This is a genomic window from Crossiella sp. SN42 (assembly GCF_023897065.1).
GTDB lineage: Bacteria > Actinomycetota > Actinomycetes > Mycobacteriales > Pseudonocardiaceae > Crossiella.
The window spans coordinates 1-26,032 of the sequence record NZ_JAMHIV010000022.1; the positions used below are offsets into that span (position 1 = coordinate 1).

The 26,032-nt window shown below is 71.9% G+C and carries 25 protein-coding genes and 1 pseudogene; 12 read left to right on the forward strand and 14 right to left on the reverse strand.

What is annotated here, in order from left to right; translation table 11 throughout:
• The 3 genes from M8C13_RS25470 to M8C13_RS25480 form a co-directional block, all read right to left on the reverse strand.
• Positions 1-3,466 (reverse strand): hypothetical protein (locus M8C13_RS25470; protein WP_252483217.1); only part of this gene is annotated, 3,466 nt, incomplete at its 3' end.
• Complete coding sequence (locus tag M8C13_RS25475; protein ID WP_252483218.1) at positions 3,459-3,800, reverse strand: hypothetical protein; 342 nt, start codon at positions 3,798-3,800, stop codon at positions 3,459-3,461. The genes M8C13_RS25475 and M8C13_RS25470, both read right to left, overlap by 8 nt.
• A gap of 215 nt (positions 3,801-4,015) precedes the next feature.
• Entirely contained in the window at positions 4,016-4,336 is a 321-nt protein-coding gene (locus M8C13_RS25480; RefSeq protein ID WP_252483219.1) for a hypothetical protein, read from the reverse strand.
• A 93-nt stretch (positions 4,337-4,429) separates the two neighbouring features.
• On the opposite strand from M8C13_RS25480, the gene M8C13_RS25485 reads away from it, so the two are divergent.
• The gene (locus M8C13_RS25485; protein WP_252483220.1) at positions 4,430-4,789 is read left to right on the forward strand and encodes an FKBP-type peptidyl-prolyl cis-trans isomerase; all 360 of its coding nucleotides are present in this window, start codon (positions 4,430-4,432) and stop codon (positions 4,787-4,789) included.
• Here the strand turns inward: M8C13_RS25485 and M8C13_RS25490 are convergent.
• Entirely contained in the window at positions 4,776-5,930 is a 1,155-nt protein-coding gene (locus M8C13_RS25490) for a glycosyltransferase (protein ID WP_252483221.1), read from the reverse strand. The genes M8C13_RS25485 and M8C13_RS25490 overlap by 14 nt on opposite strands.
• 10 nt (positions 5,931-5,940) lie before the next feature.
• The gene (locus M8C13_RS25495) at positions 5,941-8,412 is read right to left on the reverse strand and encodes a BTAD domain-containing putative transcriptional regulator (protein WP_252483222.1); all 2,472 of its coding nucleotides are present in this window, start codon (positions 8,410-8,412) and stop codon (positions 5,941-5,943) included.
• A 52-nt stretch (positions 8,413-8,464) separates the two neighbouring features.
• Between M8C13_RS25495 and M8C13_RS25500 the strand changes: the two genes are divergently transcribed.
• The gene (locus M8C13_RS25500; RefSeq protein WP_252483223.1) at positions 8,465-10,018 is read left to right on the forward strand and encodes an MFS transporter; all 1,554 of its coding nucleotides are present in this window, start codon (positions 8,465-8,467) and stop codon (positions 10,016-10,018) included.
• On the opposite strand, the gene M8C13_RS25505 is transcribed toward M8C13_RS25500, so the two are convergent.
• The gene (locus M8C13_RS25505; protein WP_252483224.1) at positions 9,998-10,405 is read right to left on the reverse strand and encodes a helix-turn-helix domain-containing protein; all 408 of its coding nucleotides are present in this window, start codon (positions 10,403-10,405) and stop codon (positions 9,998-10,000) included. The genes M8C13_RS25500 and M8C13_RS25505 overlap by 21 nt on opposite strands.
• A gap of 265 nt (positions 10,406-10,670) precedes the next feature.
• Between M8C13_RS25505 and M8C13_RS25510 the strand changes: the two genes are divergently transcribed.
• Positions 10,671-11,507, forward strand: coding sequence for a chitosanase (locus M8C13_RS25510; protein ID WP_252483225.1), 837 nt, complete (start codon positions 10,671-10,673; stop codon positions 11,505-11,507).
• Between the two features lie 60 nt (positions 11,508-11,567).
• On the opposite strand, the gene M8C13_RS25515 is transcribed toward M8C13_RS25510, so the two are convergent.
• Positions 11,568-12,245, reverse strand: coding sequence for a metalloregulator ArsR/SmtB family transcription factor (locus tag M8C13_RS25515; RefSeq protein WP_252483226.1), 678 nt, complete (start codon positions 12,243-12,245; stop codon positions 11,568-11,570).
• An 85-nt stretch (positions 12,246-12,330) separates the two neighbouring features.
• Here M8C13_RS25515 and folE point away from each other — a divergent pair, with 85 nt between their 5' ends.
• Positions 12,331-12,930 carry a GTP cyclohydrolase I FolE gene (folE, locus tag M8C13_RS25520; RefSeq protein ID WP_252483227.1) on the forward strand — a complete coding sequence of 200 codons (600 nt, stop codon included), beginning with the start codon at positions 12,331-12,333 and terminating at the stop codon, positions 12,928-12,930.
• A gap of 179 nt (positions 12,931-13,109) precedes the next feature.
• Here the strand turns inward: folE and M8C13_RS25525 are convergent, their stop codons facing one another.
• The 5 genes from M8C13_RS25525 to M8C13_RS25545 all read right to left on the reverse strand — a co-directional run bounded on the left by M8C13_RS25525 (position 13,110) and on the right by M8C13_RS25545 (position 18,705).
• Positions 13,110-13,382 carry a hypothetical protein gene (locus M8C13_RS25525; protein ID WP_252483228.1) on the reverse strand — a complete coding sequence of 91 codons (273 nt, stop codon included), beginning with the start codon at positions 13,380-13,382 and terminating at the stop codon, positions 13,110-13,112.
• A 104-nt stretch (positions 13,383-13,486) separates the two neighbouring features.
• On the reverse strand, positions 13,487-15,058 hold the full coding sequence (locus M8C13_RS25530; RefSeq protein WP_252483229.1) for a dienelactone hydrolase family protein: 1,572 nt from the start codon (positions 15,056-15,058) through the stop codon (positions 13,487-13,489).
• 129 nt (positions 15,059-15,187) lie between these two features.
• On the reverse strand, positions 15,188-16,102 hold the full coding sequence (locus M8C13_RS25535) for a 3-hydroxyacyl-CoA dehydrogenase family protein (protein WP_252483230.1): 915 nt from the start codon (positions 16,100-16,102) through the stop codon (positions 15,188-15,190).
• A gap of 37 nt (positions 16,103-16,139) precedes the next feature.
• Positions 16,140-17,984, reverse strand: coding sequence for a helix-turn-helix domain-containing protein (locus M8C13_RS25540; RefSeq protein ID WP_374213144.1), 1,845 nt, complete (start codon positions 17,982-17,984; stop codon positions 16,140-16,142).
• Positions 17,938-18,705, reverse strand: a complete 768-nt coding sequence (locus tag M8C13_RS25545) for a CoA transferase subunit A (protein ID WP_252483357.1) — start codon at positions 18,703-18,705, stop codon at positions 17,938-17,940. The genes M8C13_RS25540 and M8C13_RS25545 overlap by 47 nt, the downstream gene beginning before the upstream one ends.
• Positions 18,706-18,854: 149 nt before the next feature.
• Here M8C13_RS25545 and M8C13_RS25550 point away from each other — a divergent pair, with 149 nt between their 5' ends.
• The 4 genes from M8C13_RS25550 to M8C13_RS25565 all read left to right on the forward strand — a co-directional run bounded on the left by M8C13_RS25550 (position 18,855) and on the right by M8C13_RS25565 (position 21,732).
• On the forward strand, positions 18,855-20,180 hold the full coding sequence (locus M8C13_RS25550; RefSeq protein WP_252483232.1) for an MFS transporter: 1,326 nt from the start codon (positions 18,855-18,857) through the stop codon (positions 20,178-20,180).
• Positions 20,177-20,830, forward strand: coding sequence for a 3-oxoacid CoA-transferase subunit B (locus M8C13_RS25555; protein WP_252483233.1), 654 nt, complete (start codon positions 20,177-20,179; stop codon positions 20,828-20,830). Before M8C13_RS25550 ends, M8C13_RS25555 begins: the two co-directional genes overlap by 4 nt.
• A complete protein-coding gene (locus M8C13_RS25560; RefSeq protein ID WP_252483234.1) occupies positions 20,827-21,090 on the forward strand; it encodes a hypothetical protein in 264 nt (87 codons plus the stop codon). The genes M8C13_RS25555 and M8C13_RS25560 overlap by 4 nt, the downstream gene beginning before the upstream one ends.
• 162 nt (positions 21,091-21,252) lie before the next feature.
• Entirely contained in the window at positions 21,253-21,732 is a 480-nt protein-coding gene (locus tag M8C13_RS25565; RefSeq protein WP_252483235.1) for a barstar family protein, read from the forward strand.
• A 98-nt stretch (positions 21,733-21,830) separates the two neighbouring features.
• Here M8C13_RS25565 and M8C13_RS25570 read toward each other — a convergent pair whose 3' ends face one another.
• The gene (locus tag M8C13_RS25570) at positions 21,831-22,382 is read right to left on the reverse strand and encodes a trans-aconitate 2-methyltransferase (RefSeq protein WP_252483236.1); all 552 of its coding nucleotides are present in this window, start codon (positions 22,380-22,382) and stop codon (positions 21,831-21,833) included.
• A 126-nt stretch (positions 22,383-22,508) separates the two neighbouring features.
• On the opposite strand from M8C13_RS25570, the gene M8C13_RS25575 reads away from it, so the two are divergent.
• Positions 22,509-22,799 (forward strand): DUF4342 domain-containing protein, encoded by a 291-nt coding sequence (locus M8C13_RS25575; RefSeq protein ID WP_252483237.1) that lies wholly within the window; start codon positions 22,509-22,511, stop codon positions 22,797-22,799.
• Between the two features lie 180 nt (positions 22,800-22,979).
• On the forward strand, positions 22,980-23,519 hold the full coding sequence (locus tag M8C13_RS25580; RefSeq protein ID WP_252483238.1) for a hypothetical protein: 540 nt from the start codon (positions 22,980-22,982) through the stop codon (positions 23,517-23,519).
• A 149-nt stretch (positions 23,520-23,668) separates the two neighbouring features.
• On the opposite strand, the gene M8C13_RS25585 is transcribed toward M8C13_RS25580, so the two are convergent.
• On the reverse strand, positions 23,669-23,845 hold the full coding sequence (locus M8C13_RS25585) for a hypothetical protein (RefSeq protein ID WP_252483239.1): 177 nt from the start codon (positions 23,843-23,845) through the stop codon (positions 23,669-23,671).
• A 121-nt stretch (positions 23,846-23,966) separates the two neighbouring features.
• Here M8C13_RS25585 and M8C13_RS45820 point away from each other — a divergent pair.
• Both M8C13_RS45820 and M8C13_RS25590 read left to right on the forward strand, forming a co-directional pair.
• Positions 23,967-24,134: pseudogene (locus M8C13_RS45820) on the forward strand (helix-turn-helix domain-containing protein); the annotation flags it as partial.
• Positions 24,135-24,689: 555 nt separating this feature from the next.
• The gene (locus tag M8C13_RS25590) at positions 24,690-25,319 is read left to right on the forward strand and encodes a hypothetical protein (protein ID WP_252483240.1); all 630 of its coding nucleotides are present in this window, start codon (positions 24,690-24,692) and stop codon (positions 25,317-25,319) included.
• Positions 25,320-26,032 lie beyond the last annotated feature (713 nt).

The following is a 26,032-nucleotide window of genomic DNA, read 5'->3' on the forward strand; positions in this document are numbered from 1 at the left end:
TGGCCAGCTCGCCCACCGAGACGTCCAACTGGTGCTGCTGGATCGCCCGCGCGATCAGCGGCGCCGCCCGCTCCGGCGTGTGGTGATCGATCAGGAACCCGGCGACCGCGATCAGGTGCTCGGCCCAGCCCGCGGCCTGTTCCGCCTCCTCAACCAGGTGGTCGCGCCGGTCGGGATCCGACTGGGCCCCGGCCAGCAGCAGGATCGACCGCACCCGGGCATCCGGCGCGGTGATGCCTTGCGCGAACTGCTCGGCACGATGGAGATCACCGCGATCCACCAGCAGCCGGACGCACTCGCCAAACGCCCGGCTCCGGTAGGTGTTGTCAGGCATCGCCTGGGCCAGTGCCTCGACCCTGTCGAACTCGCCCACGGTGGCGAATCCGGTGACGACCGCGGCCCACGCTCTCGGACTGTCGTTGCTTGGCGCGTCCTCGGCGACCCGCTCCGCCTCCGTCAGCAGCGCCCTGGCTCGTTGTTGGTCACCGAGCCTGGCTTGACCCAGCGCGGCCGAGGTCAGCGCTTCGACCCGCACCCGGTGCACGGTCAGGGTCCGCGCGACGGTGACGGCCCGCTCGACCAGCTCAGCCGCCCGGGGACCCTCGTGCCTTGCCATGCTGTCGCCCATCCGCGCGAGCAGTTCCTCCGCGAACTCGTCCTCCGCACGATCGGCGGCGGAGTCGACCTCGTCGATCAGCTCAGCCGCACCCCGTGCCGCGCGCGCGTCCGCGATGTCCAGCAGGCACCAGTACCTGGCCCGCTGGGTGGGGATGGTCCGCGCGATCTCCTCGGCCCGCGGCAGGTCACCGGCCTGGACCAGGCTGTCCACGAGGCTGGTGGCCGCTACGTCCTGCCAGTCCGTGGGCACTCTGGCGGCGAACGCCCTGGCCTCGTCGAACTCACCTGCTTCGAGCAGGGCGGCGGCCAGCTGGCACAGCAGGAACCCGCGGCCCACGCCGTCGTCGCCACCCCTGGCCAGGGGCTCGGCCTTGCGGACGAGATCCGCGGCCCGCGCGTTGTCCCCGGCCTTGAGACAGGCCTTGGCGGTGGCCAGCAGTGTCTCCGCCTGGCGGAACCGGTCACCGCGAGTCCGGACCCGCGTGTACGCCTCGTTGGTCAGCGCGAACGCCTGGTCCACCGCTCCCCGGCGCGCCCGTGCCAGTGCCACGGAGACCAGCGCGGATGCGTTGATCCCGGAGTCCTCGATGGCGCAGGCGATGTCCTCGGCGCGGTCCAGGTCGTCGAGCCGCACCAGAGCCGTGGTGATTTGTGCCTGGGCGAGCGACCTGTCGTAGCTCTCCTCGATGGTGTCGGCGAGTGCGGTGGCCTCGGCGATGCAGTCGGCCAGGATCGGGGCGACCCGTGCCAGTGCCTCGACCTGCGTGCCGCGGTCGGTGATGCCTTGGATCGCCGCTCGGCTCCGCACCAGGTCGTGTTCGCGGGCGAACGCGATGGCGACCTCGCACAGAGCACCATCACGCTGGTGCCGGTCGGGGATGTCGGCGGCGACCCTCGCGGCCTGCCGGGTGTCTCCGCACCTCGCCAGCACCTTGGCCAGGTTCTTCCGCGGCTCGTCCTGTTCGTCCTCGGGTAGCGACGGCAGCAGCGCACCGGCCTCCTCGGCGAGCCGCCGCCCACCATCCAGGTCACCGGTGCGGGCGCGGATCTCGGCGAGGTCAAGCAACAGTGTGGCCCTATCCACCGGTTCGGCGACGGCCCGGACCTCCGGCTCGGCGTCGGCGATGATCCCGGCGACTGGCGCTACCTCGCCACACCGGGACCGTGCCGCCGCGATGTCGACCAGCCGCCAGGGCCGGTCCGCGGCGGACACTCGGTCTTCGATCTTCGCCATCAGGGCAGCCGCCTGGTGCTCATCGCCGATCCTGGTGAATGCCGCCCACACCGACAGTTGGGTGCTGAAGCGGTCAAAGCGGGCCAGTTCCGCGGCCTCCTCCAGCAGGTTGATCGCCCGAGCGCGATCTCCCCGGGAGGCGATGACCTCCGCGAGCGAGATCCGCCCGTCGACGCGGTCCGACGAGTTGAGGAACCGCAGCAGCGCCTCGGCGCGATGGACCTGGCCGACCATCGCGCAGGCTGCCGGGAGGTCGGCCGGGATGTCGTTGTGCCGGTCGCGGAGGTGGTCGCGGTGGATGGCCAGGCGGGTGATGGCGGTCAGGTCCGGTGGATCCTGCTCGACCTGGGCCGCCAGCACCGAGACGATCTCCGCCAGCGCGGCGCTGTCGCTGCCCGAGTAGTCGTGCAGGCGTTCCTGCCGCGCCGGATCGGTGACCAGCGCGGTCAGCCGGGGCAGGTCGCCGGTCGCGGTGAGCATGGTGTGGTAGCCGCGGACCAGGTACTCCGGTGTGCCGGGTGGCCAGCCTCGGTCGTGGTAGGTGTCGGCCCAGGTGTGCAGGCGGTCGCGGTAGGTGGTCAGGCGGGTGGGGCCGAGCATGTCCTGGGCGGTGAGCTGGAGTTCCTCGTGGCCCAGCAGGAAGACCTCGGGGGCGGCGCCGGGGTGGTAGTAGGAGTCGCGGCGGGCGAAGCTGCGGCCGGTGACCGTGGTCAGGTGGTGGCCCACCTCCCAGGCCGAGCAGCCGGCGAGCTCGGCCAGGTCGTCGCCGGTGAGGCCACCGCCGGCGGCGGTGATCAGGCCGAGCAGGTCCTGTTCGAGCTGGGTGCCGCGGAGCAGGCCGTGCAGGTCGCGCTCCATCTCGTGCCGCATGGCCCGGGCGGCGGGGGAGGGGTCCAGGGCGCGGACGACCTCGCGGGCGCGCAGGGGGTGGTGCGGCGGGACGTCGGCGGGGACCGGCGGGTTGGGGCGGCCCGCGACGATCACCCGCATACCGGCTGGGGGGTCGGCGGGCAGCAGCGCGGCGATGCTGTGCGCGTCGGGGCCGGTGGTGACGCCCCGGTCCTCGTCCAGGCCGTCGACCAGCAGGACCAGGTGTTCGCCGCGGTCCCGGCAGAGCTGGGCGGCGGTGTCCAGCAGGCCCAGCAGGTGCGGTTCGCGGGTGGCCTCGGTGAGGAACGGGGGGACGGTTTCGCCGAGCAGCGCGAGGAGCTGTTCGAGCAGGTTGTCGATGAAGGCCGACCGGTTGTTCTGACCGGCCAGGCGGGCGGTGATGAAGAAGGAGACCAGTCGCACCCCGGGCGGCGGGTTGAGCACGAACCAGGACAGCAGCGCGGTCTTGCCGGACCAAGCGCCCGCCTGCCACCAGCGGTAGGCGCCCGAGGTGTCCGGAGAAGTGCAGAAGGCGGCCAGTTCGGCCAGTTCCTGGTCGCGGTCAACGAGTTCCGGGGGCGCGATGCGCTGGACCTGGTGCCGGTAGTTGGTGCGCACCGGGACGCCGGTGAGCAGGTTGACGTCGCCGATGTGCACGCCGGTGTTGGCGAAACCGCCCGCACTGGCCGTGGCCGGGCCGCTGTGGTCGACCTCGACCCGCCGGGGGCGGGGCTGGTCAGTCAAGCCGGATCCCGGTGCTGGCGTCACCGCCGTCGGCCTTCGCCTCACCGGTGTTCCTGACCTCGGCGGTGGTCCCGGACTTGCCGCGGAAACCGGTGTTCGCGCTGCCCCCGCCGCGCGCGGTCGCCTTGCCGGTGCCGGAGACGCGGATCGAGCCACCGGCCTTGGGCGCGCGCAGGGCGGTCCACACCGCGACGCCGACCGCAGCCACCGCACCGAGTGCCGAGGCGGCGGTGGCGATCTTGTTGGCGTCCTCCCAGCGGAGGACCGCGAGCCACCCCAGCAGACCCGCGACCGCGAGGAAGGTGATGATCAGGACGACCGGACCGCTCTTCATGCTCCTACCCTCGCACGCCCGCTCCCGCGGGGGCGCTGGCCGGCCAGGGGGGATGGGCAGACCAGCGCCCTTGCACGTGGGCCCGCCAAAGGGGGGAGGGACAGGCCCACGAGGGAACAGCGTATCGGGAGTTGGCCCGGACTTCCGACGAGTTCGAACACCTCGCTCGAACGAGTTTTTCTGCTGGCGATCGCATAGCGTCGTTATGGCAGGGGCTAGCGAGACTGGTCGAGCAGTGCGCGCAGTCTTCTGACCTCGGCGACCAGCCGGGGGACGTCCGCCGCGGCATGCCCGATGAAGTCGACAACCGCGTCCATCCTGGTATCTGGCGAGATCCAATCCTCCTTACCGCGGTAGATGCTGACGTACAGCTCGTGGTCGATCTCGCTGTCGCCGTCCAAGGCGATGAAGCTGCAGCCCCCGGTGGCGTAGCGGGTCTCCAGGTACTCCAGCCACGGCAGGGGAGCCACCGCGAACGCCTCGTTGGCGCGGTGTTCGATCTCGTCGAGTTCGGCTTCGGTGAGGATGTCGGCCATGCACCCCATAGTGCCCACGCGCGCCACCCGGTGACGGCAAACGGCAGCGGTTACGGTGTGCGGGATCCGCAGCCAAGTGAAGGGACACCGTGCATGACCAAGCCCGAGATCGACTTCCAGGACGGTCCGGCCCCCACCGAACTGGTGGTCAAGGACCTGAAGCTGGGCGAGGGCGCGGAAGCGGTCCCCGGCGGCACCGTGGAGGTGCACTACGTCGGCGTGGAGTACGACACCGGGGAGGAGTTCGACTCCTCGTGGAACCGGGGCCAGACCATCGAGTTCCCGCTGAACAAACTGATCGCGGGCTGGCAGCAGGGCATTCCGGGCATGAAGAGCGGCGGGCGACGTCAGCTCACCGTCCCGCCGGAGCTGGCCTACGGTCCGGCCGGGGCCGGCCACCGGCTTTCCGGCAAGACGCTGGTGTTCGTGATCGACCTGGTCAACGCGCGCTGAGCGCGTTCCGGCAGACCTGAACCGGGTCGCTGACCTGGGCGGCGGTCGCGGCGGCCCGAGCCGCGGCCGCCGCGAAGCGCGGTTCGGCCAGGATGTGGCGGATCGCCGCGCGCAGGGCGGTTGGTTCCGATGGGCGGACGATCAGCGCGCTGCCCTGGCGGGTGGCGCGGTTGGCCAGCTCCCACTGGTCGCCGCCGCCGGGCACGATCACCAGCGGTACCCCGGCGACCAGGGCCTTGGCCAGCACGCCGTGGCCGCCGCCGCCGACCACCACGGCCGCCTCGCGCAGCAGCTCGTCCTGCCTGCCCAGACCGGCCCGCGCCCACTCCGGCAGGCCGGCCGGTGGCGGGCCGAAGGTGCACACCACGGCGCGAACTCCCAAGCCCCGCAACGCTTCCAGGGTCGCCTCCGCCACGCCGACGGCTCCGGCGGCCGCGGTCGAGGCGGAGATCAGCACCAGGGGCGCGGTGCCCGGCGGTGGGGTGAGCAGTTCCTGGGTCGGTTCCCACAGCAGGGGGCCGACCACGTGGGCGTTGGCCGGCCAGTCCGGGCGCGGGACCTCCAGCGCGGGCAGGGTCGCGATCAGCCGGGCGGCCGGACCCGGTCCGCGTACGGGCAGGCCCAGGCCGAGGCGGGCCTTGGCCTGTTGCCGTTCGCCTTGGCGGATCGAGCGGGCGGTGGCCGCGCGCAGCAGGGTGTCCCGGAGCCGGCCGGTCAGGCCTTCGCCGACGGCCAGGCCGCTGCCCACCGGTGGCAGGCCGCGGGAGGGTTCGTAGAGCGGGTGCGGGGACAGCTTCGCCCAGGGCAGGCCGAGCAGTTCCGCGGCCAGGCCGCCGCCGGGGGCGAGCACGTCGCACACCACCAGGTCCGGGCGGGACTCGGCGATCCGCGGTGCGAGCGCGAGTGCCATCGCGGCGGCGCGTTCGTGCTGCCAGCGGCCCAGGTCCTCGCGGTCGTCCTCGGCGGTCAGGGGCAGCTCGGGCAGCGGGGGAGCAGGGATGCCCGCGTCCCTGGCGGCGTGGACCCAGCGGCCGACGGTGAACAGGGTGGGCTCGTCGCCGGCTTCGGCCAGGCGCAGGCACAGCGCGATGGCCGGGAAGACGTGGCCGGGTTCGCCCCCGGAGACAACAGCCACCCGCACGGCCGCCACGCTACGGGCTGAGCCTGGACTCGGCCATCGCCTGGCCGCGCGGGTAGGCGCGGTCGACCGAGACGCGCAGGGCCCGCCGGTAGTGCCGCTGGGCCTCCTCTGCGGTGGGCGCGAGGTCGCCGAGCAGGCACAGGACGTCCACGGCTTCGGTCCACAGGCCGAGGTCCTCGGCGATGGCCAGGGCCGCCTTGGCGCGGGCCGGGTCGCCCTCGGCCAGGGCCCGATGTGCGCGGAGCAGGCCCCAGCCGTCGCCGAGCTCGCGGAAACGGGCCTCGGCCGCCTCGGGGTCGTGGTCGAGCAGGACCGCCGCGGACGCCCAGGGGTCGTCGCCGGTCAGCTCCGGATCGCGGTTGCCGAGGAACCAGCGCAGCCGGGCCACCAGCGCGGGATCCTCGATGCCGCAAGGGAAACCGGCCGGGGCCACCTGCGATTCGAAGCCGCTCAGCCAGGCCGTGGCCACCGCCCGTTCCGCCGCGGTGCCACCGGGTGCGGCCAGCGCCGCGCGCAGCGACCGGCGGGCCTCGCTGACGCGGCCGCGCAGGAACCAGTACCAGGCAAGGGAGTTCGCCAGCGGGAGCGCGAGCGGACCCGCGATCTCCAAGGCCCGCCGCAGGTTCACGGTCTCGGCGTCCAGGATGTCCAGGCAGTGGCGCTGTTCCGGGCCGCGCAGGCGGGGTTCGGCCTGCTTGGCCAGGTCCAGGTAGCAGCGGGTGAACCGGGTGCGGGCCTCCTTCAACTCGCCGCACTCGGCGAGGCGGTCCAGGCAGTAGGCGGCCACCGACTCCAGCAGCCGGAACCGCTCCCCGTCCCGGACCACCAGGGAGCGATCAACCAAGCGGGACAACACTTCCAGCACCGGGATGCCGGTGCCGGCGCACATCCGCACCGCGGCGGGCAGCACGCATCCGTCGGGGTGCACGGCCAGTTCGCTGAGCACCGTGCGCTCGGGTTCGGTGAGCAGCTCCCAGCTCCAGTCGATCATCGCGCGCAGGGTCTGCTGCCGGGCCGGGCGGCCCCGGCCGTTGCCGACCGGCAGGGCGAACCGGTCGTCCAGCCGCTCGGCCAGCTGGTCGGGGCTGAGCACGCGGAGCCGGGGCGCGAGCAGCTCCAGGGCCAGCGGGATGCCGTCCAGGCGGCGGCAGATGGTGGCCACCGCGGGTTCGGCCGCCGGGTCCAGCGGGCAGCCCGCCGCGGCGGCCAGTTGGCCGAACAACTCGACCGCGTCCGGCACGGCCAGCGGCGGCACCGGGCGCACCAGCTCACCGGGGATGTCCAGTGGCTCGTGGCTGGTGACCAGCACCCGCACCCCGGCCGCCGCGGCCAGCAAATCGGTGACCAGCGCGGCGACCGGTTCCACCAGGTGCTCGCAGTTGTCCAGCAGCAGCAACGGTTTCCGCCCGGCCAGGGCCTGGCCCAGCCAGCGCGCGTTGCCGGCCGGGGCGGGTTCGGCGGTGGTGGTCTCGCACAGGCCGAGCGTGGCGATGATCCGCTCGGCGACGTCCTCGGTGGTGGCGCCGGGGCTGAGTCCGGCCAGCTCCACCAGCCAGACCCCGTCCGGGCAGTGTTCGATCAGGCCGTGCGCGGCCACCATGGCCAGCCGGGTCTTGCCGACTCCGCCCGGCCCGACCAGCGACACCGCCCGATGACCGGATCCCTCGGCCAGCAGCTCACGCAGCTCGGCGATCGCCTGCCGCCTGCCGACGAGCGTGGTCACCGGCGCGGGCAGGTTGGTCCGGCCCTGCCGTGGCGCGGCCAGTGCGGGCTCCTGACGCAGGATTGCCTGGTGCAGAGCCATGATCTCCGGGCCGGGGGCCACGCCCAGCTCCTCGTCCAACCGGCGCCGCAGGTCCTGGAAGCAGTCCAGCGCCTCGGTCTGCCGGCCGGCCCGGTACAGCGCGCGCATCAGGGCCAGCCGCGGCCGTTCCCGCAGCGGGTACCGCGCCACCAGCTCGGCCAGGCCCTCGGGCTGCTCACCCAGGTCCAGCCGCGCCAGGGCCAGGTCTTCCAGCGCGGTCAGCCGCAGCTCGGCCAGCCGGGCGATCTCGGCGCGGGCGAACGGCGCGTCGGCCAGCTCGGCGTAGGGCGCGCCCCGCCACAGTTCCAGCGCCCCGGCCAGCAGCTCCGCCCTGGCCCGCGGTTCGGCGGTGGTGTGCGCGCGGCAGAGCAGCTCCTGGAACCGCGTGGAATCCAGCTGGTCCGCGGCCAGCCGTAGCCGGTACCCGGCGGGCTGGTGCAGCACCTCGTCCCGGCCGAGCACCTGGCGCAGCCGGGAAACCTTGGCCTGCAACGCGTTCACCGGCCGACCCGGCGGGCAGCCGTCCCACAGGTCCTCCAGCAGCCGGTCCACCGGCACCGGGCCGCCGTTGTGCAGCAACAGGTTCGCCAGCAGCGCGCGCACCTTCGCCTCGGGCACCGGCAGCTCGTCGCCGTCGTGCCCCCACACGACCAGCGGGCCGAGGACCCCGTAGCGCATGGGCTCAGCATATCGTCAGCGGCTCGTCAGCGACCGCGTCCACGGTGCCGTCATGACTGTTCTGACCACCCGGAAGGCAGGTCCGCGGGAGTGGGCCGGGCTCGCGGTGCTGGCGCTGCCCACCGCGCTGCTGGGCCTGGACGTGACCGTGCTGTACCTGACCATGCCGAGCCTGGCCGCCGACCTGAACCCCACCGGCACCCAAGTGCTGTGGATCATGGACGCCTACGGGTTCCTGATCGCCGGGTTCCTCATCGCCATGGGCACCCTCGGCGACCGGATCGGCAGGCGCAGGCTGCTGATGATCGGCGCGGTGGCCTTCGGCCTGGTGTCGGTGGCCGCCGCCTACGCGCCCAGCGCCGAGCTGCTGATCGCGGCCAGGGCGGCCCTGGGCATCGCCGGCGCCACCCTGATGCCCTCCACCCTGGCGCTGGTCAGCACGCTGTTCCCGGAGGCGGCCCAGCGGGCGCTGGCGATCGGGCTGTGGGTGACCGCGTTCGCGCTGGGCATGGCCGCCGGGCCGGTGGTGGGCGGCCTGCTGGTGCGTTACCACTGGTGGGGCGCGGCCTTCCTGGTCGCGGTGCCGATCGTGGTGCTGCTGCTGGTCACCGCGCCGCTGCTGCTGCCGGAACACCGGGCCCCGGCCACCGGCCGGTTCGACCTGGTCAGCGTCGCGCTCTCGCTGCTGGCCCTGCTGCCGCTGATCTTCGCGGTCAAGCACGCCGCCAAGGCAGGCCCCGACCTGGCCACCGGGCTGGCGCTGCTGCTCGGCGCGGTCTGCGCGGTGCTGTTCGTCCGCCGCCAGCTCCGGCTGCCCGACCCGCTGGTCGACGTGCGCCTGTTCACCGGCCGCACCTTCAGCGCCGCGCTGGGCATCCTGACCGTCGGCCTGGTCGGCGTCGGCGGGGTGATGCTGCTGGTCACCCAGCACCTGCAACTGGTGGCCGCGCTGCCGCCGCTGACCGCGGGCGCCTGGATGGGCCCGCCGGCGCTGATGATGCTGCTGGCGGCCATCGCCACCCCGCTGCTGGCCCGCCGGATCCGCCCCGCCCACGTGGTCGCGGGCACCCTGCTGCTCTCCGCGGTCGGCTACCTGCTGCTCGCCCAGGTCCGCCAGCCGGAGGAGGTGCTGCCGGTGGTGCTCGGTTTCGGCCTGGTCTACCTGGGCCTGGGCGCGATCGCCGCGCTGGGCACCGACCTGGTGGTCGGCGCCGCGCCACCGGCGAACGCGGGCGGGGCCGCCGCGCTGACCGAGACCGTGCAGGAGCTCGGCCTGGCTCTCGGCGTCGCCCTGCTCGGCACCCTGGCCACCGCCGCCTACCGCGCCCAGCTCACCCCGCAGCTGCCGGCCGGCCTCCCGCCCGGCGTCGCCGACCCCCTGCGCGACAGCCTGGCCGGAGCGCACTCGGTGGCCGCCCAGCTGCCGCCGGAGGTGTTGCGGCAGGCCAAAGAAGCCGCCATCACCGGGTTGAACACCGCCGCGCTGACCGCCGGCGCCGGCATCGTGCTGCTGGCCCTGCTCGCGGCCGTGGTGCTGCGGCACATCGGCACCCTCGGCGGCTCCGGCTACGGGACCCCGCAGGAGTCAGTCGCGCGCCGCGGCTGACCGGGCGGCGGCCATCTCCGGCTCGTGCCGCACCGCCCATTCGGCCAAGGCGGACAACGGTTCCAGCAGCGAGCGGCCGAGCGGGGTGAGGCTGTACTCAACGGTGGGCGGCACCGTCGGGTGCACCTCGCGCCGGACCAGGCCGTCGGTCTCCAAGCCGCGCAGGGTGCGGGTGAGCATGCGCTGGCTGATGTCCTCGATGCTGCGGCGCAGCTCGTTGTACCGGTGCGCCCGCCCGCCGAGCAGGATCACCACCAGCGCGCTCCACTTGTCCCCGACCAGCCGGAACACGTCCCCGACCGGGCAGGCCGCGAGCTCGGCCCGCGGCACCGGCCGGGGCAGCTCGTGCGCGAGCACCGCGGGCACCCCCGTGTTCGTCCCGGACATGGCGCCACCCCCTTCTGCCCCGACCCTACGCCGACGGCGATTTTGCCGGTATTGGGCGGTATCGCGAGGTTTGTGCCGCTATCTGCGAGCAGAGTATTGCCGCCCCGGAGGTGAGGTGGTTACCCTTCCCCATAGAAGTTAGGCTACCTTCCTTACTAACTAGGTCGCGCCGGGAACTCCTGCTCCCGCCCCGGTCCAAACGATTGTGCACAAACCTCTGCCGCCCTCGGAATGCACCATCCCTGCCCGACTAGGAGGACCCTCGATGCGCAACGCGTCCAGGTGGCACATCCGCGCGCTCGCCGCGATCGCGGTGGCCGGTCTCGCCCTGACTGCCGCGAGCACGTCCGCCCAGGCCGGTTCCCCGGTCCCCGGCAGCGCGACCGCGGCCGCGCCCGGCTTGACCGACCCGGCCAAGAAGGAAATCGCCATGAAGATCGTCTCCAGCGCGGAGAACTCCTCGCTGGACTGGCGGGCCCAGTTCAAGTACATCGAGGACATCAAGGACGGCCGCGGCTACACCGCCGGCATCATCGGCTTCTGCTCCGGCACGCACGACATGCTGGAGCTGGTGCAGGAGTACACCAAGCGCAAGCCCGGCAACATCCTGGCCAGGTACCTGCCCGCGCTGAAGAAGGTCGACGGCAGCGCCTCGCACGAGGGCCTGGACCCGAACTACCCCAAGGACTGGCGCACCGCGGCCGGTGACAAGGTCTTCCAGCAGGCCCAGGAAGACGAACGCGACCGCGTCTACTTCACCCCCGCCGTGACCCGCGCCCAGCAGGACGGCCTGCGCGCCCTCGGCCAGTTCATCTACTACGACGCGATCGTCATGCACGGCGACGGCGGCGACAAGACCAGCTTCACCAACATCCGCAAGCGCGCGCTGGCCAAGGCCAAGCCCCCGGCCCAGGGCGGCGACGAGACCACCTATCTCAACGCCTACCTGGACGCCAGGGTGTGGGCGATGAAGCAGGAAGCCGCGCACGAGGACACCAGCCGCGTGGACACCGCCCAGCGGGTGTTCCTGAGGAACAAGAACTTCGACCTCGGCACCCCGCTGAGCTGGAAGGTCTACGGGGACTCCTACTCCATCAAGTAACCGCGACAAGGCCGGGGACAGCTTCGCCACCAGAGGGGCCCGCTGAAACCCTGACCCTCGTTACGGCCGCACGCGCACACAGCAGTGCCCGGCCGCCGGAGCCAGCTCGGCCCGCGCCCCGGTGGCGCCCAGCCCGGCCAGCAGCCCGCTGAGCAGGCACAGGTTCATCCCGCAGACCAGCGCGGTGTGCGCGTGCGCGAGCGAGTGGAAGGGGCAGTTGCCCAGCGCGATCCCGTCGTCGGTCACCCGTGGCTCGAACCCGTGCCGCTCCAGCACCGCCAGCACCGACTCGGCCCCCGCCCGACCCTGCCCGCGCGCCGCCTCGCCGAGGCTCCGCCCCAGCTCCTCGGCCCGCCGGTCCAGTGCGGTCCTGGGCGTCTCGCCGGTGCGCTCGGCGTCCTCGACCGCCGCCGCGAGCAGCAGCCCGGCCAGTTCGTACCGCCGCTCTGGCAGGGTGACCTCCACCTGTCGCGCCGACCGCCGGTACAGCTTCGCCGGCCGTCCGGCGCCCGGCCCGCTGCGCCCGGTCCGCCGCTCGAAGACCACGTCCAGCAGGCCCTGCTCAGCCAGCCGGTCCAGGTGGAAGGCCGCGGTCGTGCGCGGCAGGTCGCAGGCGCCGGCGACCTCGTCCTTGGTCACCGCCTCGCCCTGGCGCGCGACGTGGTCGTACACCCGGCGCCGGGTCGGTTCCTCCAGCGCCGCCACCGCGGCCACCCGCGCGTCCAGAGAGTCAGCCATCACCCCAGTCTAAAACCAATCGGCGTTGACGGAACCTCGACGCTCCTTCTAAAGTCAGCCAAAGTCGATTTTAGAGGAGGGCGCCATGGCTACCCCGCACCGTCGCCTGCGCGTCATTCACGGCCGGGACGACATCGACCTGCCCGCCGCCGAGAAAGCCGTGGCCGACCTGCTCACCGCCCTGGGCAAGGACCCCGGCACCGAACACCTGGCCGACACCCCGCGCCGGGTCGCCCAGTCCTACGCCGAGCTCCTCACCCCGCGCGAGTTCAACCTGACCACCTTCCCCAACGACGAGGGCTACGACGAACTGGTGCTGGCCAAGGAGATCCCGGTCCAGTCCCTGTGCGAACACCACCTGCTGCCCTTCCACGGCCGCGCCTACGTCGGCTACCTGCCCGGCGAACGCATCCTGGGCCTGTCCAAACTGGCCAGGGTCGTCGAGCTCTTCGCCCGCGACCTCCAGGTCCAGGAACGCCTCACCAAACAGATCGCCAACTGGCTGCAGGAACACCTGTCCCCCAAGGGAGTCGGCGTGGTCATCGAGGCCGAACACCTGTGCATGGCGCTGCGCGGCGTGCGGGCCGCGGGCTCCCGCACGGTGACCTCGGCCCTGCACGGCGTGCTGCGCGAGAACCCGGCCTCCCGCCAGGAGTTCTTCGCCCTCAGCGGCCTGCGCGCCTGAACCGGGGTTCGCGGGCTAGTGTCCTGAGTCGGAAGTTCGGTGGCGGTATCGGCGGTCCAGCTTTCCGCTGGGCGCGCCGCAGGGAAGCCCTCGTACCGGGTTGTACGTGGGCTTGCCGGCGGTGCGGTCAGCGGGAAGCTGGGCCGTCGAGACCGCTGGCGAACTTCCGACTCAGGACACTAGCGTCCGGAGGTGCTCTCACGCATGCTCGCGGGCAGCCGGGGGAACGGTCCGCGCCGGATGTAGCGCCACTGTGAAACGAACACGACGATGGTCACCCCGAGGCCCAGCGAGCCGCTGGCCAGAAGAGTCGTCCAGTCCTCGAACAGGAAAACCCCCGCGACGATCGCGAAAACCAGGACTGCGCCACCGGTCAGCACTCCTCGGCGGGTCAACCGCTTGAGGTCGTGCATCCGCTCGCGCTGTTCGTCGTCCATCTCGCGCTTGCCCACCCACGAACTTTCCCACATCAGGCCGGGTCGCAGGACGATTCCGGGAGACGCGCGTGGGAACGGGGAGCCCGGGATCGCCGGGCTCCCCGCTGTCCTGACCGGCCTCAGGAGCCGGGAACCGCCTGGGCCTTCGCGTTGCGTTCGAAGACCGACCAGAACGAGGACGAGCAGTAGGCGCAGTTCGGGCCGAAGTACAGCCCGCGGGCCTGTTCGTCGCCCATCAGGTGGAAGCGGAACCACGCGGTGATCGGGCCGTGCAGGGCGGCGATGCCGTAGTGGTCGGCGCCGCGCTGTTCGGCGTAGATGGCGGGCACCTGGGTGGCTTGGGCGTAGGTCCGGCGGACCGTGGCCGGCTGGACGGTGGGGTCGTTCTGGCCCGCGTAGAACACCGCGGGGCCGCGCACCCGGCCCGCGTTGCTGAAGGCCAGGGGGTAGATCGGCGCGATGGTGTCCACCCGGGGGTCGGCCCCGGCGTCGACCGCGGCGCCGCCGCCGAAGGAGTGGCCGGTGGCGCCGACCTTGTCCAGGTCGACCTTGCCCTGGAAGTCGCTGCCCGCCCGGCCGTTCTCGGTGGTCAGGTGGTCAAGGCCCTGGAGCATGGGGCCGCCGGTGCCCGCGTTGCCCTCGGCCGCGGCGACGAGGAAACCGTGCGAGGCCAGGTGGTTCAGCAGCGGGGCGTACCGGTCGAGCTTGGAGACCGCGCCGTTGTTCCACAGCAGGACCGGGTGCTTGAAGCAGCCCAGCGTGCCCAGGTTGACCGGCCGGAACACCGTCGTGCCCCGTCCGTTGGAGGCGGAGGTCACCGCGAACGGGCCCGCCGCGGCCCACTGGCCGTTGACCGAGGTGCAGGGCGAGACCGGCGGCGTGCTGGTGGTCGTGGTCGGGGTGGTGGAGCTGGTCGGCGTGCTGGTGGGGGTGGTCTCGTGCTCGGTGATGATGGTCTTGATCTGGTTGAACACCCCGGCGTCACTGGGGAAGGCGAGGTGGTCGATGCAGGTGGGGGTTTGGCGGTTGCCTGCTCCGGCGAGCTCGGCCGAGACGCTCGGGTTGACGTTCCAGTCGCAGGTCGAGCGCAGCGTCGTGTACCGCACCGCGGGGGAGCCCGGCACCTCGGTGCCGGAGTTGAGCGCGGCCAGCCAGGGGGAGCCGATGGCGAACTGCCGGCACGAGGTGTAGAGGTTCTGGCACATGGACGCGGTGGTGGTCCCGTGGTGCGGGCCCGCCATGGAGAAGTACATCGACACCTTGTCCTGCGCGCCGGAGACGTGCTTCAGATAGGAACGCGCGGCCAGGGTGGAGGCCGACCAGGTCACCAGGACGACTTTGCGCGCGCCGCTCTGCGCGAGCACGCTGTCGACCTTCTGCCCGATCTCGACACCCGCTTTGGTGAGGTCGCCCTTCATGTTGAAACTGTCGGTCCAGGTGTGCACCCGGTCCGGCCGCCAGCCGGCGCTGACGAAGTTGCGTTTCATCGGTTCCATGGCCGAGGCCTGGGCCGTCATACCGGGAATGAGAATGACCGGATCGTGCTCCACCGCGGACAACGGCGCCGGTTTCGCGCTGGCCTGAGCGGAAATTCCGGTTATCGCCAATACCGCGGCCGCCAGCAAAGCCAGCACGGCGAGAAGTGCCGCGGCAGGGGCGCGCAGACCGGCGAAGGCTTGATTTTGTGGCATCGCAGAGCCTCCAGGAAACAGGGGAAACGCAGGGGGTGAAAACAGGTGTCCTAGGTCACGCTGTTTCCTTGACGCTACGAAAAGGTGAACTCGGGCACCATGTGTGCGCCCACATTCCTGCGGGACCCGCTATGTGCCGGACTCCAGGTTGCGCTGGATACCGGCGACGAGGCGGTGCGCCACGTCCTCGCCGCGACCGGGCGGCCAGCTGAGCAGGCCCGCACCGGAGGCCATGCCGCGGTGGCCGTCGGCGAGCAGTTCGTCCAGGCCGGGAAAGGGTCCCGCGGCGGTGGACAAGCTGGGGGAGAGGCTGGTCAGGATGGAGCGGGTGAGGTCGAGGCCGATGTAGTCGGCGTTCTCCATCGGCCCGACCGAGGCCAGCCGCAGACCGAAGCTGGACCGCACCACGGTGTCGATGGTGGCGGCGTCGCAGACGTTGTCCCGCACCAGGTTCAGCGCCTCCCGGAGCAGGGCGAACTGGAGCCGGTTGCCGATGAAGCCGGGCACGTCGCGGTGCAGGCGGACCGTGGTCTTGCCCAGCGCGCCGAGCAGTTCCTCGGCCTGGCACACCAGCTTCGGCTTGGTCTCCGCGCTGGGCGCGAGCTCCACCAGCGGGATGAGGTGCGGCGGGTTCCACCAGTGCACGCCGACCAGCCGGCCGGGATGCCGCATCACCGACCCGACCTCGGTGAGGGACAGCACGGAGGTGTTCGACCACACCGGCACATCGGGGGAGACGGCCGCTTCCACCGCCGCGATCACCTCGTGCTTGACGGACAACCGTTCCGGCACCGCCTCGATGACGAACTCGGCCGGGCGCAAGGCTTCCGTGAGCCGGGGCGTGGCGGTGATCAGGCTGCGCGCCCGCTCGCTCGCCTCCTCGGACGCGCCGCACAACCGCAGGGCGGTGCCGATGCGGCCGGGCAGGCTGTCCAGGGTCGCCGGGTCGGAATCGTGGATGTGCACCTGGTGGCCGCCGCTGGCGAGCGCGACCGCGATGCCGTGTCCCATGAGCCCGGCACCGATGATGCCGAATCGCGCCATGACTTCTCCTCTGCTTCTGGGAAAGATCCCAAGATCTCTACAGGTCTCGCAGCGCGTGCAGGCGAAGCGCGAGCTGGATCTCCAGCAGCCGGTCCGGGGACTGCCAGTCCGGGCCGAGCAGGCTGCCGATCCGGTCCAGGCGCTGGCCGACCGTGTTGGCGTGGATGTGCAGCCGGTCCTTGGTGCGGGGCACGTGGCAGCCGCTGGCGAAGTAGGCCGTCAGGGTGCGGATGAGCTCGGTGCCGCGGTCGCGGTCGTAGTCCAGGACTGGTCCCAGGGCCTGCCGGATGAAACCGGTGTGGTCGGCCCGGTCGGCCAGCACCAGACCGAGGAAACCCACCTCGGCCATCGAGGCGCCCGAACCCTCGCGGCCCAGGCGGAGCAGCGCGCGCAGGCACCGCTCGGCCTCCCGGTAGGCCGCGGCCAGGGCAGCGGGGCCGCGCGCCGGGCCGCCGGCCGCGACCGTCACCGGGCAGCCGGCCTGGGCGCCGAGCGCGGCGGCGATCTGGGCGGCCAGCGCACCCGGCGCGTCGGTGCGCGCCAGCAGCACGACCTGCTCGGCGTGGATCCCGCACAGCACGGCGTACTGCGCGGCGGATGCGGCCAGCCGCCGCCGGGACACCCCGTCGGCGTGCACCACGAGCACCGCGTGCTCGGCGGTCAGGTCCACGCCGAGGCGCTTGCCGCGGTCGACCAGCGTGCCGGGTTTGCGCTCCGGCGCGGTGAGCAGGTCGGTGAGCAGCTCGCCGCGGACCTCGTCCTCGGCCTTGGCCACCGACCGGCGCAGCAGCTGCAGCAGCGCGGTGACCACCGCGGCGCGCTCGAACAGCCGCCGGTCGGCGTCGGTGAGCGCGGCCCCGGTGCGCAGCACGATGCTGCCCAGCAGCTCCGGCCCGGCCTGCACCGCGCACACCCAGCCGTGCTCGGTGGCGGTGGCCCGGCCGGAGTTGTAGGAGGCGGTGACCGTCTCCGGGGCCGGGGCCGCGGTGGGCAGCCCGGCGTGCGCGAGCTCCGTGCCGCCCGCGGTGTAGACGCCGATGCCGCCGCGCAGCACATCGGCCACGGCGGCGGCCACCGCGGGCAGTTCGCCGCCGCGCAGCACCAGGTCCATCAGCCGGTCGTGCGCCTGCTCGGCCCGCTCCACGTCCTGGCTGTGCGCGCTGACCTCGGCCAGCAGCCGCGCGTTGTCCAGCGCGACCGCCGCGTGGTCGGCCAGCGAGGACAGCAGCGCGATCTCCTCCGGGCTGAACTCCCGCGCGGCGCGCTCGGCCGCGTACAGCACGCCGATGACGGTCTCGCCCACCGCGAGCGGCACCGCCAGCAGCGCGGTCAGCCCCTCGTCGCGCACCGCCTCGTCCACCGGCCCGGAGTGCAGGAAGTGCTCGTCGGAGAGGTAGTCGGGGGTGGTGTAGGGCAGCGCCGTCTGCGCCACCAGCCCGCCCAGCCCCACGCCCATCTTCATCCGCACCTCGGGGAACAGCGTGGACACCGAGCCGTCGGTCACCCGCATGTAGGTGATGCCGGCCTCGGCGTCGTTGAGCGTGAGGTAGGACAGGTCGACGCCGAGCAGCCTGCGCGCGCGGCGCACGATGGAGCGCAGCACCTCATCTGGGTCGCGCAACCGCGCCAGGTCGCCCGCGGTGTCCACCAGCGCGGACAGTTCGGCCTCCCGCCGCCGGTGGCCGTGCACCGTGGCGTTGATCCGCAGCGCCAGGTCCACCGCGGCCGCCGACCGGGGCTCGGCCACCGCGAAACGCGCCAGCTCGGCGCTGTCCGCCCCGCCCGCGAGCAGCTCCAGCAACCGGAAAGCGAAGTCCTCCACCCAGCCCGCCTCCTCACTCCCTGGCGCGGACCGTCCGCCGCTCGATCCGCTTGTCCACATCCCGGCCGACGTGCACCACCCGCTGCACGAACACCCCGGGCAGGTGGACCTGGTCGGGGTCCAGCTCACCGGGCTCGACCAGGTCCTCCACCTCGGCGATGGTGACGCGGCCGGCCATCGCGCACAGCGGGTTGAAGTTGCGGGCCGACCGGGAGAACACCAGGTTGCCGTGCCGGTCCCCGGCCGCGGCGTGCACCAGGGCGTAGTCGCAGGTGATGGCGTGTTCGAGCACAAACTGCTCGCGTCGCCCGCCGACGGCGAAGGCACGGACCTCCTTGGCCGGTGAGGCGATGAGGACCGCGCCGTCCAGGCCGTAGCGCAGCGGAACACCACCCTCGGCGACCTGCGTGCCCAGGCCCGTCGCGGTGTAGAAGGCGGGAATGCCCGCGCCGCCGGCGCGCAACCGCTCCGCGAGGGTGCCCTGCGGCACCAGCTCGACCTCCAGCTCCCCGGCGCTGAACTGCCGGGCGAACTCCTTGTTCTCCCCGACATAGGAGCTGGTCATGCGCGCGATGCGGTGGTCGGCGAGCAGCACGCCCAGCCCGAAGTCGGCCACCCCGCAGTTGTTCGACACCACCCGCAGCTCGCCGACCCCGCTGGCGTGCAGGGCCGTGATCAGCTCCACCGGGATGCCGCACAGCCCAAAACCGCCCACCGCCAGGCTCGCGCCGGCGGGGATGTCGGCCACGGCGGCGGCCGCGGAGTCGACCAGCTTGTCCATGCTGTCCCCTTCGCCCAAGGTCATGTGGACGACAACACTGCTGACCCGGCGACCACCGCGGCAATGTCCGGCGAGCACATGGCTGAGCAGGTCATTATGTGTCGGCGCACATTGGTTCGCGAGGGGAGCCGGACCTAGCGTTCCGCGGCATGAGCACTGCCGCCGCCTCGCCAGCGCGAGCACAGACCCGGATCGGCCGCGTGCTGGCCGCCAGCCTCGTCGGCACCGCCGTGGAGTGGTACGACTTCTTCCTCTACGGCTCCGCCGCCGCGCTGGTGTTCAACAAGCTGTTCTTCCCGGAGAGCGATCCCCTGGTCGGCACCATGCTGGCCTTCCTCACCTACGCCCTCGGTTTTGTCGCCCGGCCACTGGGCGGGCTCGTCTTCGGCCACTACGGCGACCGCCTGGGCCGCAAGAAGCTGCTGATGGTCAGCCTCGTGATGATGGGGGTGGCCACCGCGGCGATCGGCCTGCTGCCCACCTACGCCAGCATCGGGATCTGGGCCGCGGTCCTGCTCACCGCGCTGCGGCTGGTCCAGGGCTTCGCCATCGGCGGCGAGTGGGGCGGGGCGGTGCTGCTGGTCAGCGAGCACGGCTCGGCCCGGCACCGCGGGTTCTGGGCCAGCTGGCCGCAAGCCGGTGTCCCGGTGGGCAACCTGCTGGCCACCGCCGTGCTCGCGGTCCTGGCCGCGACCATGGACGACGCGGCGTTCGAGAGCTGGGGCTGGCGGATCCCGTTCCTGCTGTCCGCGGTGCTGATCATCCTCGGCTACTGGATCCGCTCCTCCATCGAGGACGCGCCCGTGTTCACCGAGGCCCGCGCGAAGGCCGAGGCCGCGGGCGGGCCGAAGCGGGCGCCCGCGCTGGAGGCGTTGCGGCGCTACCCCAAGGAGATCGGCGTCTGCATCGCGGCGCGGCTGGTGGAGAACATCTCCTACTACGTGCTCACCGCGTTCGTGCTCACCTACGTCACCACCCACCTCAAGCTCGACAAAAGCCTGGTGCTCAACGCGTTGCTGGTGGCCAACGTCGTGCACCTGGTCGCCATCCCCGCCTTCGGCGCGCTCTCGGACCGCCTCGGCCGCAAACCGGTCTACCTGGCGGGCACGATCGGCATGGGCCTGTGGGCGCTGGTGTTCTTCCCACTGCTGGACACCCGCAACGCCTGGCTGATCACCCTGGCCATCGCGGGCGGGCTGATCGCGCACGCGGCGATGTACGGGCCGCAGGCGGCGTTCTTCGCCGAACAGTTCGACACCAGCGTCCGCTACTCCGGCACCTCCATCGGCTACCAGGTCACCTCCATCATCGCCGGCTCGCTGGCGCCGCTGATCGCCACCGCCCTGCTCACCAGCTACGGCGGCCCCGCCCCGGTGGCCCTCTACGTCATCATCGCCGCGATCATCTCCACCGCGGGCGTGCTGATGGCCACCGAAACCCGTTCCCGCGACCTGTCGGAGGTGCCCGCCCGATGAGCCTCACCCGCGCGCAGATGGCCGCCCGCGCCGCCCGCGAACTGCCCGACGACGGCTACGTCAACCTCGGCATCGGCCTGCCCACCCTCATCGCCGACCACCTCCCCCCAGGCAAACACGTCGTGCTGCAGTCGGAGAACGGCATCCTGGGCGTCGGCCCGTACCCCGTCGACGGCGCCGAGGACCCAGACCTGATCAACGCGGGCAAGGAGACCGTCACCGTCCAGGCAGGGGCCGCCTACTTCGACTCCGCGCTGTCCTTCGCGATGATCCGCGGCGGCCACATCGACGTCGCCGTGCTCGGCGCCATGCAGGTCTCCGCCACCGGCGACCTGGCGAACTGGATGATCCCCGGCGCCATGGTCAAGGGCATGGGCGGCGCCATGGACCTGGTGCACGGCGCGAAGAAGGTCATCGTCCTGATGGAACACACCGCCAAGGACGGCACCCCGAAGCTGGTGCGCACCTGCACCCTGCCCACCACCGGCCGCCGCGTCGTGCACCGGGTGATCACCGACCTCGCGGTCATCGACATCACCCCCGACGGCCCGGCCCTGCGCGAGCTCGCCCCCGGCGTCACCATCCCCGACGTCCAGTCCGCCACCGAAGCCGACCTGCACGTCCCCGCCTACCTGGGCGCCATGCGGTGACCGGCACAAGATTCTCCTGGGACCAGGAGCAACAGACCGCCGCCCGCTACGCCGCCCGCCACCTCCCACACGGCCAAGCCGACCCAGCCGAGTTCGGCGTGGTCTGGGCGAACATGGCACGCGGCTTCCACCTCGGCGAGCTCCGCGAACTGCCCCGGCTGGCGGAGGCCTTTCACGAGTGGCTCAACGAGTTCCGGCCGACCCGGCCGGAGCGGCAGCGGTGCACAACCCGGATCCGCCTGCCCCGCCAACGCCGATGAGCCACCGGGCCGGTTTCGCGGCGGGCAGTCCATCCGCCTTTTATGAATTCTGTGCCCGAAAAGTCCTGACGGTGATTGAGGGGTAGACATGTCGACACTCGGGTCTGACGCGTCCATCTGGTACGCTCCGGACCATTATCAGGTTTTTGCCGGGGTGTAATAGTGACAATTCTTGATTCCGTTTTTGCCCGTGAACGCCCGTGGGTGCACGTGTTGGCCGAGTCAGCAGCGGACGGCCTGCACGCGGTGCGTCTACCCGATTCGGCGCTGGTGGTGCACCTTGACGGGATGAGGATGCTCGATGTCGACGAGCTGTTCGATCAGTTCGCCAGCAGCTTCCGCTTCCCGGAGTACTTCGGTCGAAACTGGCCCGCCTTCGACGAGTGCATCAACGATCTCAAGTGGCTTCCGGCGCGCGCATACCTGGTGATCATCGACAATGCCGAGCATCTTCTAGCGCGCGCTCCCCTCGATCGGCCCACTTTGATCCGGAACGTTCACGACGCAGGACGACGCTGGGCGAACTCGTTCGCACTCGGCGAAGAATGGGGAGGTGGCGAAGTTCCCTTCAACTTCGTTCTTGTGTGCCCCGACAATCAGCAGGTCACGCTGAGGAGCGCTGTCAGCGAAGCTCTGCGCTAGCCCTCCGCCAGTGACGCCACCGGCGACGCTGATCCGTTGACCACCGCGATTCCAGTCCCGTCGAGAACAACCGTTCGAGCTTGGAAGGCGAGTACCGCTCAGCGCCCGAATGTCCCGCGGTGGACCGAGACGGCGTAGTCACCCCCGGTGAACGGCTTCCGGTCCCAGGTGGCATAGCGCTCGACCAGCGTGAGCCCCGCAGTCGCGCAGTGGGCGTCGTAGTCCTCGGCGGTGTAGCCGCGATCGAGGGAGAAGCCCGCGATGAGCACGCCGCCGGGCGCGACGTGGCCGGCCACCCCGGCGACGAGGGCCTGCTGGGTGCCCTCCGGGGTGAACAGGGGGACGTTGCCCGCCATGACGACGACGTCGAAGCGGCGGCCGAGGGCCAGGCTCGTGAGATCGCGGCGGTGCCAGGTGACGTGCGGCGCGCGTTTCCTGGCGACCTCGAGCATGGAGGCGTCCACGTCGACCCCGACGACGTCGATGTCGTGCCGGGCGAGCTCGATGGCGACCCGGCCGGTGCCACAGCCCGCGTCGAGCACGGAGCCAGGCCGATACGAGCGAACGAAGCCGGCCTCGCCGTGCACGTCGGTGCCGGTGCCGGCCAGGCGGTCGAAGCGGCGCTGGTAGTCCTCGCCATCCCAGGTCATGGTGTCCACCCTGGCACAGGACCGGGGCGGGTAAGTCAGGTGAGGTCAGGGACAAACCCTGATGGCAGGGCGCCGGGCCGAGGGCACCATGGTCGTGTCAGGCAGTTCCGCAGCACGAGGAGAATCATGAGCGAGCCCAACTCCGAGTCCACCCGTTCCGCCGCCGACTCCGTGGTCGACGCCGTTCGCGGGCTGGTCAGCGAAGGCCTCAACCGTCGCGTGGTCGTGCGTGACAGCAAGGACGACGTGGTCCTGGAGGTGCCGGTGGCCGTCGGCCTGGTCGCGGCGCTGGCCGCTCCGGTGGCGATGACGATCGGCGCCGGCGTCGCCCTGGTCGGCAAGTGCGGCATCAAGCTCGAGAACCGCCAGCAGCCCGGCGCCGCACCCGCGACCACGGTCGACGCCGAGCGCGTGTAGTCAGCCGAGGGTCACCGCAACAACGACGGCCCCGCCCGCACCAGCCAGGCCTGGCCCCACCGAGAACCGGCGAGCCCCTTGCACCGCAACGGGTCCGCCCGCTTCCGGTGGGGCTGGCACAGGCTGCCCCGGGCGGGGCCAGACACGCACGTGAATCGCGCACATCCCAGGGGGTGTGGGGTGAGCTTCTTCGACGAGCCCGGTGTGCGGGCCAGCGGCTTCATGTGGGCGCCACCGGTCGACCGGGTGGTGCCAGCCGTGTGGCCCGTGACCGATGTCGTCTTCCGCGGCCCCCGCACACTGATCGCGGTGGAGAGCGTGCGGTGCTGGCCGGACGGGCTGTCCCTGGCCGTCACCGTGCTCACCCGCGACCGGGAACCCCCGGAAAGCCTCGTCCCGCACCCGCGCGACCCGGCACCGGTCACCCCAGGCCTCGACCTCGGCCTCCGCTACGCCGACGGCCGCAAGGCCACCACCCTGGACCGCCTCAACCCGGTGCGGACCCGGGCCTTCACCGACGACCTCGCGCTCTACCCGAGTGCCGCCACCCGCGGCCCACGACATCTCCGCCAGACCGTGGACGTTCGGCCGCTGCCGCCCGCGGGACCGGTGCTGTTCGTCGTCCGCTGGCCCGCGAACGGCCTCCCCGAGAGCAGCGCGACGCTGCCCGGCGACCAGCTTCACGCGCTCGCCCAGCGCGCCGTCGAACTGGGCGATTGAGGGCCCGCACCAAATCATCCACAGTGGTCCTGTCGGGTCCTTTGTGGCGGGTCGAGTCCGGTGTCAACAGGTCCGTGAGACGCCTGCGAGACGGGACCCGAGCGCCAGGGGTCCTGTTCACGATGAGTACCACCCACTCCCTCACACCACTACGCCGCTCCGACGGCCACTGCAGCGCCTTCGCCACCCCTCGACATGGAGGACAGCGGGTCCTTCGACAGCCAGCAGCCGGACGAGACCACCGAACAGAGTGGCGCGCTCGCCGCCACGCCAACCGCGTCACCGCTTTCCTGGAGCCGCTGGACGGCGTCGAACTGGGCGAGCACGACCGACACCTCATCGAATGGCTGGCTACCCACGACATCTCGGTGGTCGGCACCATCCAGCCTCCTCTACCGCGCCCGCGCCACAGGCGGCGCCTGGTGAGCACCGAAGCTATCGACCCGGTTGCTCAACCGCACCCTCATCCCCACTGACCGCAAGGACGCCTCGACGCTGGCGATCACGCTGATCGCGCTCGCCAAACACGCCGACCCCGATGGTCGCGACGCGTTGCCGTCGGTCGACCGGATGATGCGCTACACCCGTCTGTCCCGACGGACCATCCAGCGTTCGTTGGAGGAACTGGGCCTGATCAGGCCGGGCAATACGCAGGTGCGCGACGCCAAGGTCCCGGAAGCCAACTCACGGCCCCAGGTCTACAACCTCGCGCTGTCCACCAGGTTGCCCACAGTCCTTGATGAGAGGCGTCAGGGTGGCGCCCCACTGACCGGCGGGGGCGTCAGCAGCGACCGTCGGGGCATCACCACCACGCCCAAACCGTCCTGCAACCGTCCAGATAACCGTCCCGCGCCGAGCGCGCCCCTACCGGGCGCTCGGCGGTGCCGCCGGTGTACGGGCAGTGCGACGCCCGCGACTCCGACCCGGTCAGCGCCCACGCCGTGTGGCTGGACGAGGACCGCACGCGGTCGATGCCATGTTCGCGCTGTGCGCCACAGCGAAGCGGGGGCGCCCGATGAGCCGGGTGCACCTGTTCTACAAGGAGCCGCCGAGCTTCGGGCACCCCAAGGGCTGCGGGACGCCACGAACCTGCTGGCGGGCCGCAGCCGCTGCCGCGCGCCGCATCCGGCACATCGTGGACTGCCCCGGCGGCGACTGCAGAGTGCAGCGATGAACACCTCCACGCCCTTCCCCGAGCCGAACGACGACGACGTGGAGCGCGCTGTGGCCGAGTTGGAGAACTACGTCGCCGCCCACGCTCCGGCCGCAGCCGACCCGGCTCCACCCGCCGCCGCACCGGCCACCGAGCGGCCCCGAGACCTCCATGCCGAGGTCGACGAGGTCCACGTCCTGCTGGAATTGCAGGCCGACGCCGCGCCGCTGCTTGTGGACACCGATCGAGTCCGGCGCAGCCGCAAGCGCGCCGCTGAGGCCGCCCGCCTCCACATCCTCGCCCAGGACCCGGCCGCACGGGCCTGGCAGGCGTCGCGGGTGCGCCTGGTGCTCACCGCCGCGGCGCTGACGGCACTGGTCGGGGCGCTGGCGGTGACACTGACCCTGGACGTGTGGCTGGCTCCTGGGCACGGTTCGACCCGATGTAGCTCCTTGCCCACGCCGTCGGCCCGCTGGTCGCGGTCGGCGCCGTGGCCGTGCTGCCAATCATCTGGGCGGCGTTCGCGACCTCGACACGGCCTACCGGTAGGCCCTATTCCTGCCCGCACCAAGCCGAAGTACAGGCAGAACGCGCCTGCACCGCAGCGGCATAGCGCGGAACCACCGGCGACCGAGCGGCCCTACTGATAGACCACGCCCGCTGGATGGTCGCCGCCAGTCAGCTGTCCGCCGACCCATCCGCCCTGCGGCTGCGGGAGGCGCTGGGGTGCGGAACCGACACGGGCCGCGAGGTCCGTAATGCCCTCCGCCGCGACGAGGCGTGAGCTGGGTCGTCTGCGACGACCCGGCCGGGCTGCCAAACGGCGGTGACCAGCGTGTACTCACACCGGCACCACAACGTATCCGGGCAAGCCCATAGACTCATCCACTCAGGGGAGCGGGCCTGACCGAGCAAGGCGGACGAGCCCGTTCACCGGATCTTCGCGCTCGACCGGCCAGGCCGGTGACGACTGCTCTATCTGATCTTCGTCCGGCTCGGTGGCTGGCTGGTCTGCTCAGTCGGTCATCAACGGCCAAGGACGTGGAGTTACTAGTGCTGCGGCACGAAGTCGCCGTTCTGCGCCGGGTCACCCTCATCCGCGGTTGGAGTGGGTCATCGGCGGTGATCGCCGCATTGTGCGCATCGCAGACTCCCCCGTTAGGTGCGCGATCACCGAGTGATGACACCGGGCACCGTCCTGCGATGGCACCGACGCCTGATCGCGTAGAAGGGGGACAACAGCAGTTGGGGCTGCCGTCGGATCCAGGGCGAGTTGCTCATGCGCATGCGAACGCCGCCTGGGCTCCAGCGTGACACCGACACCTTCTGGCGACGGTTCCTGTGCGCGCAGGCCACGAGC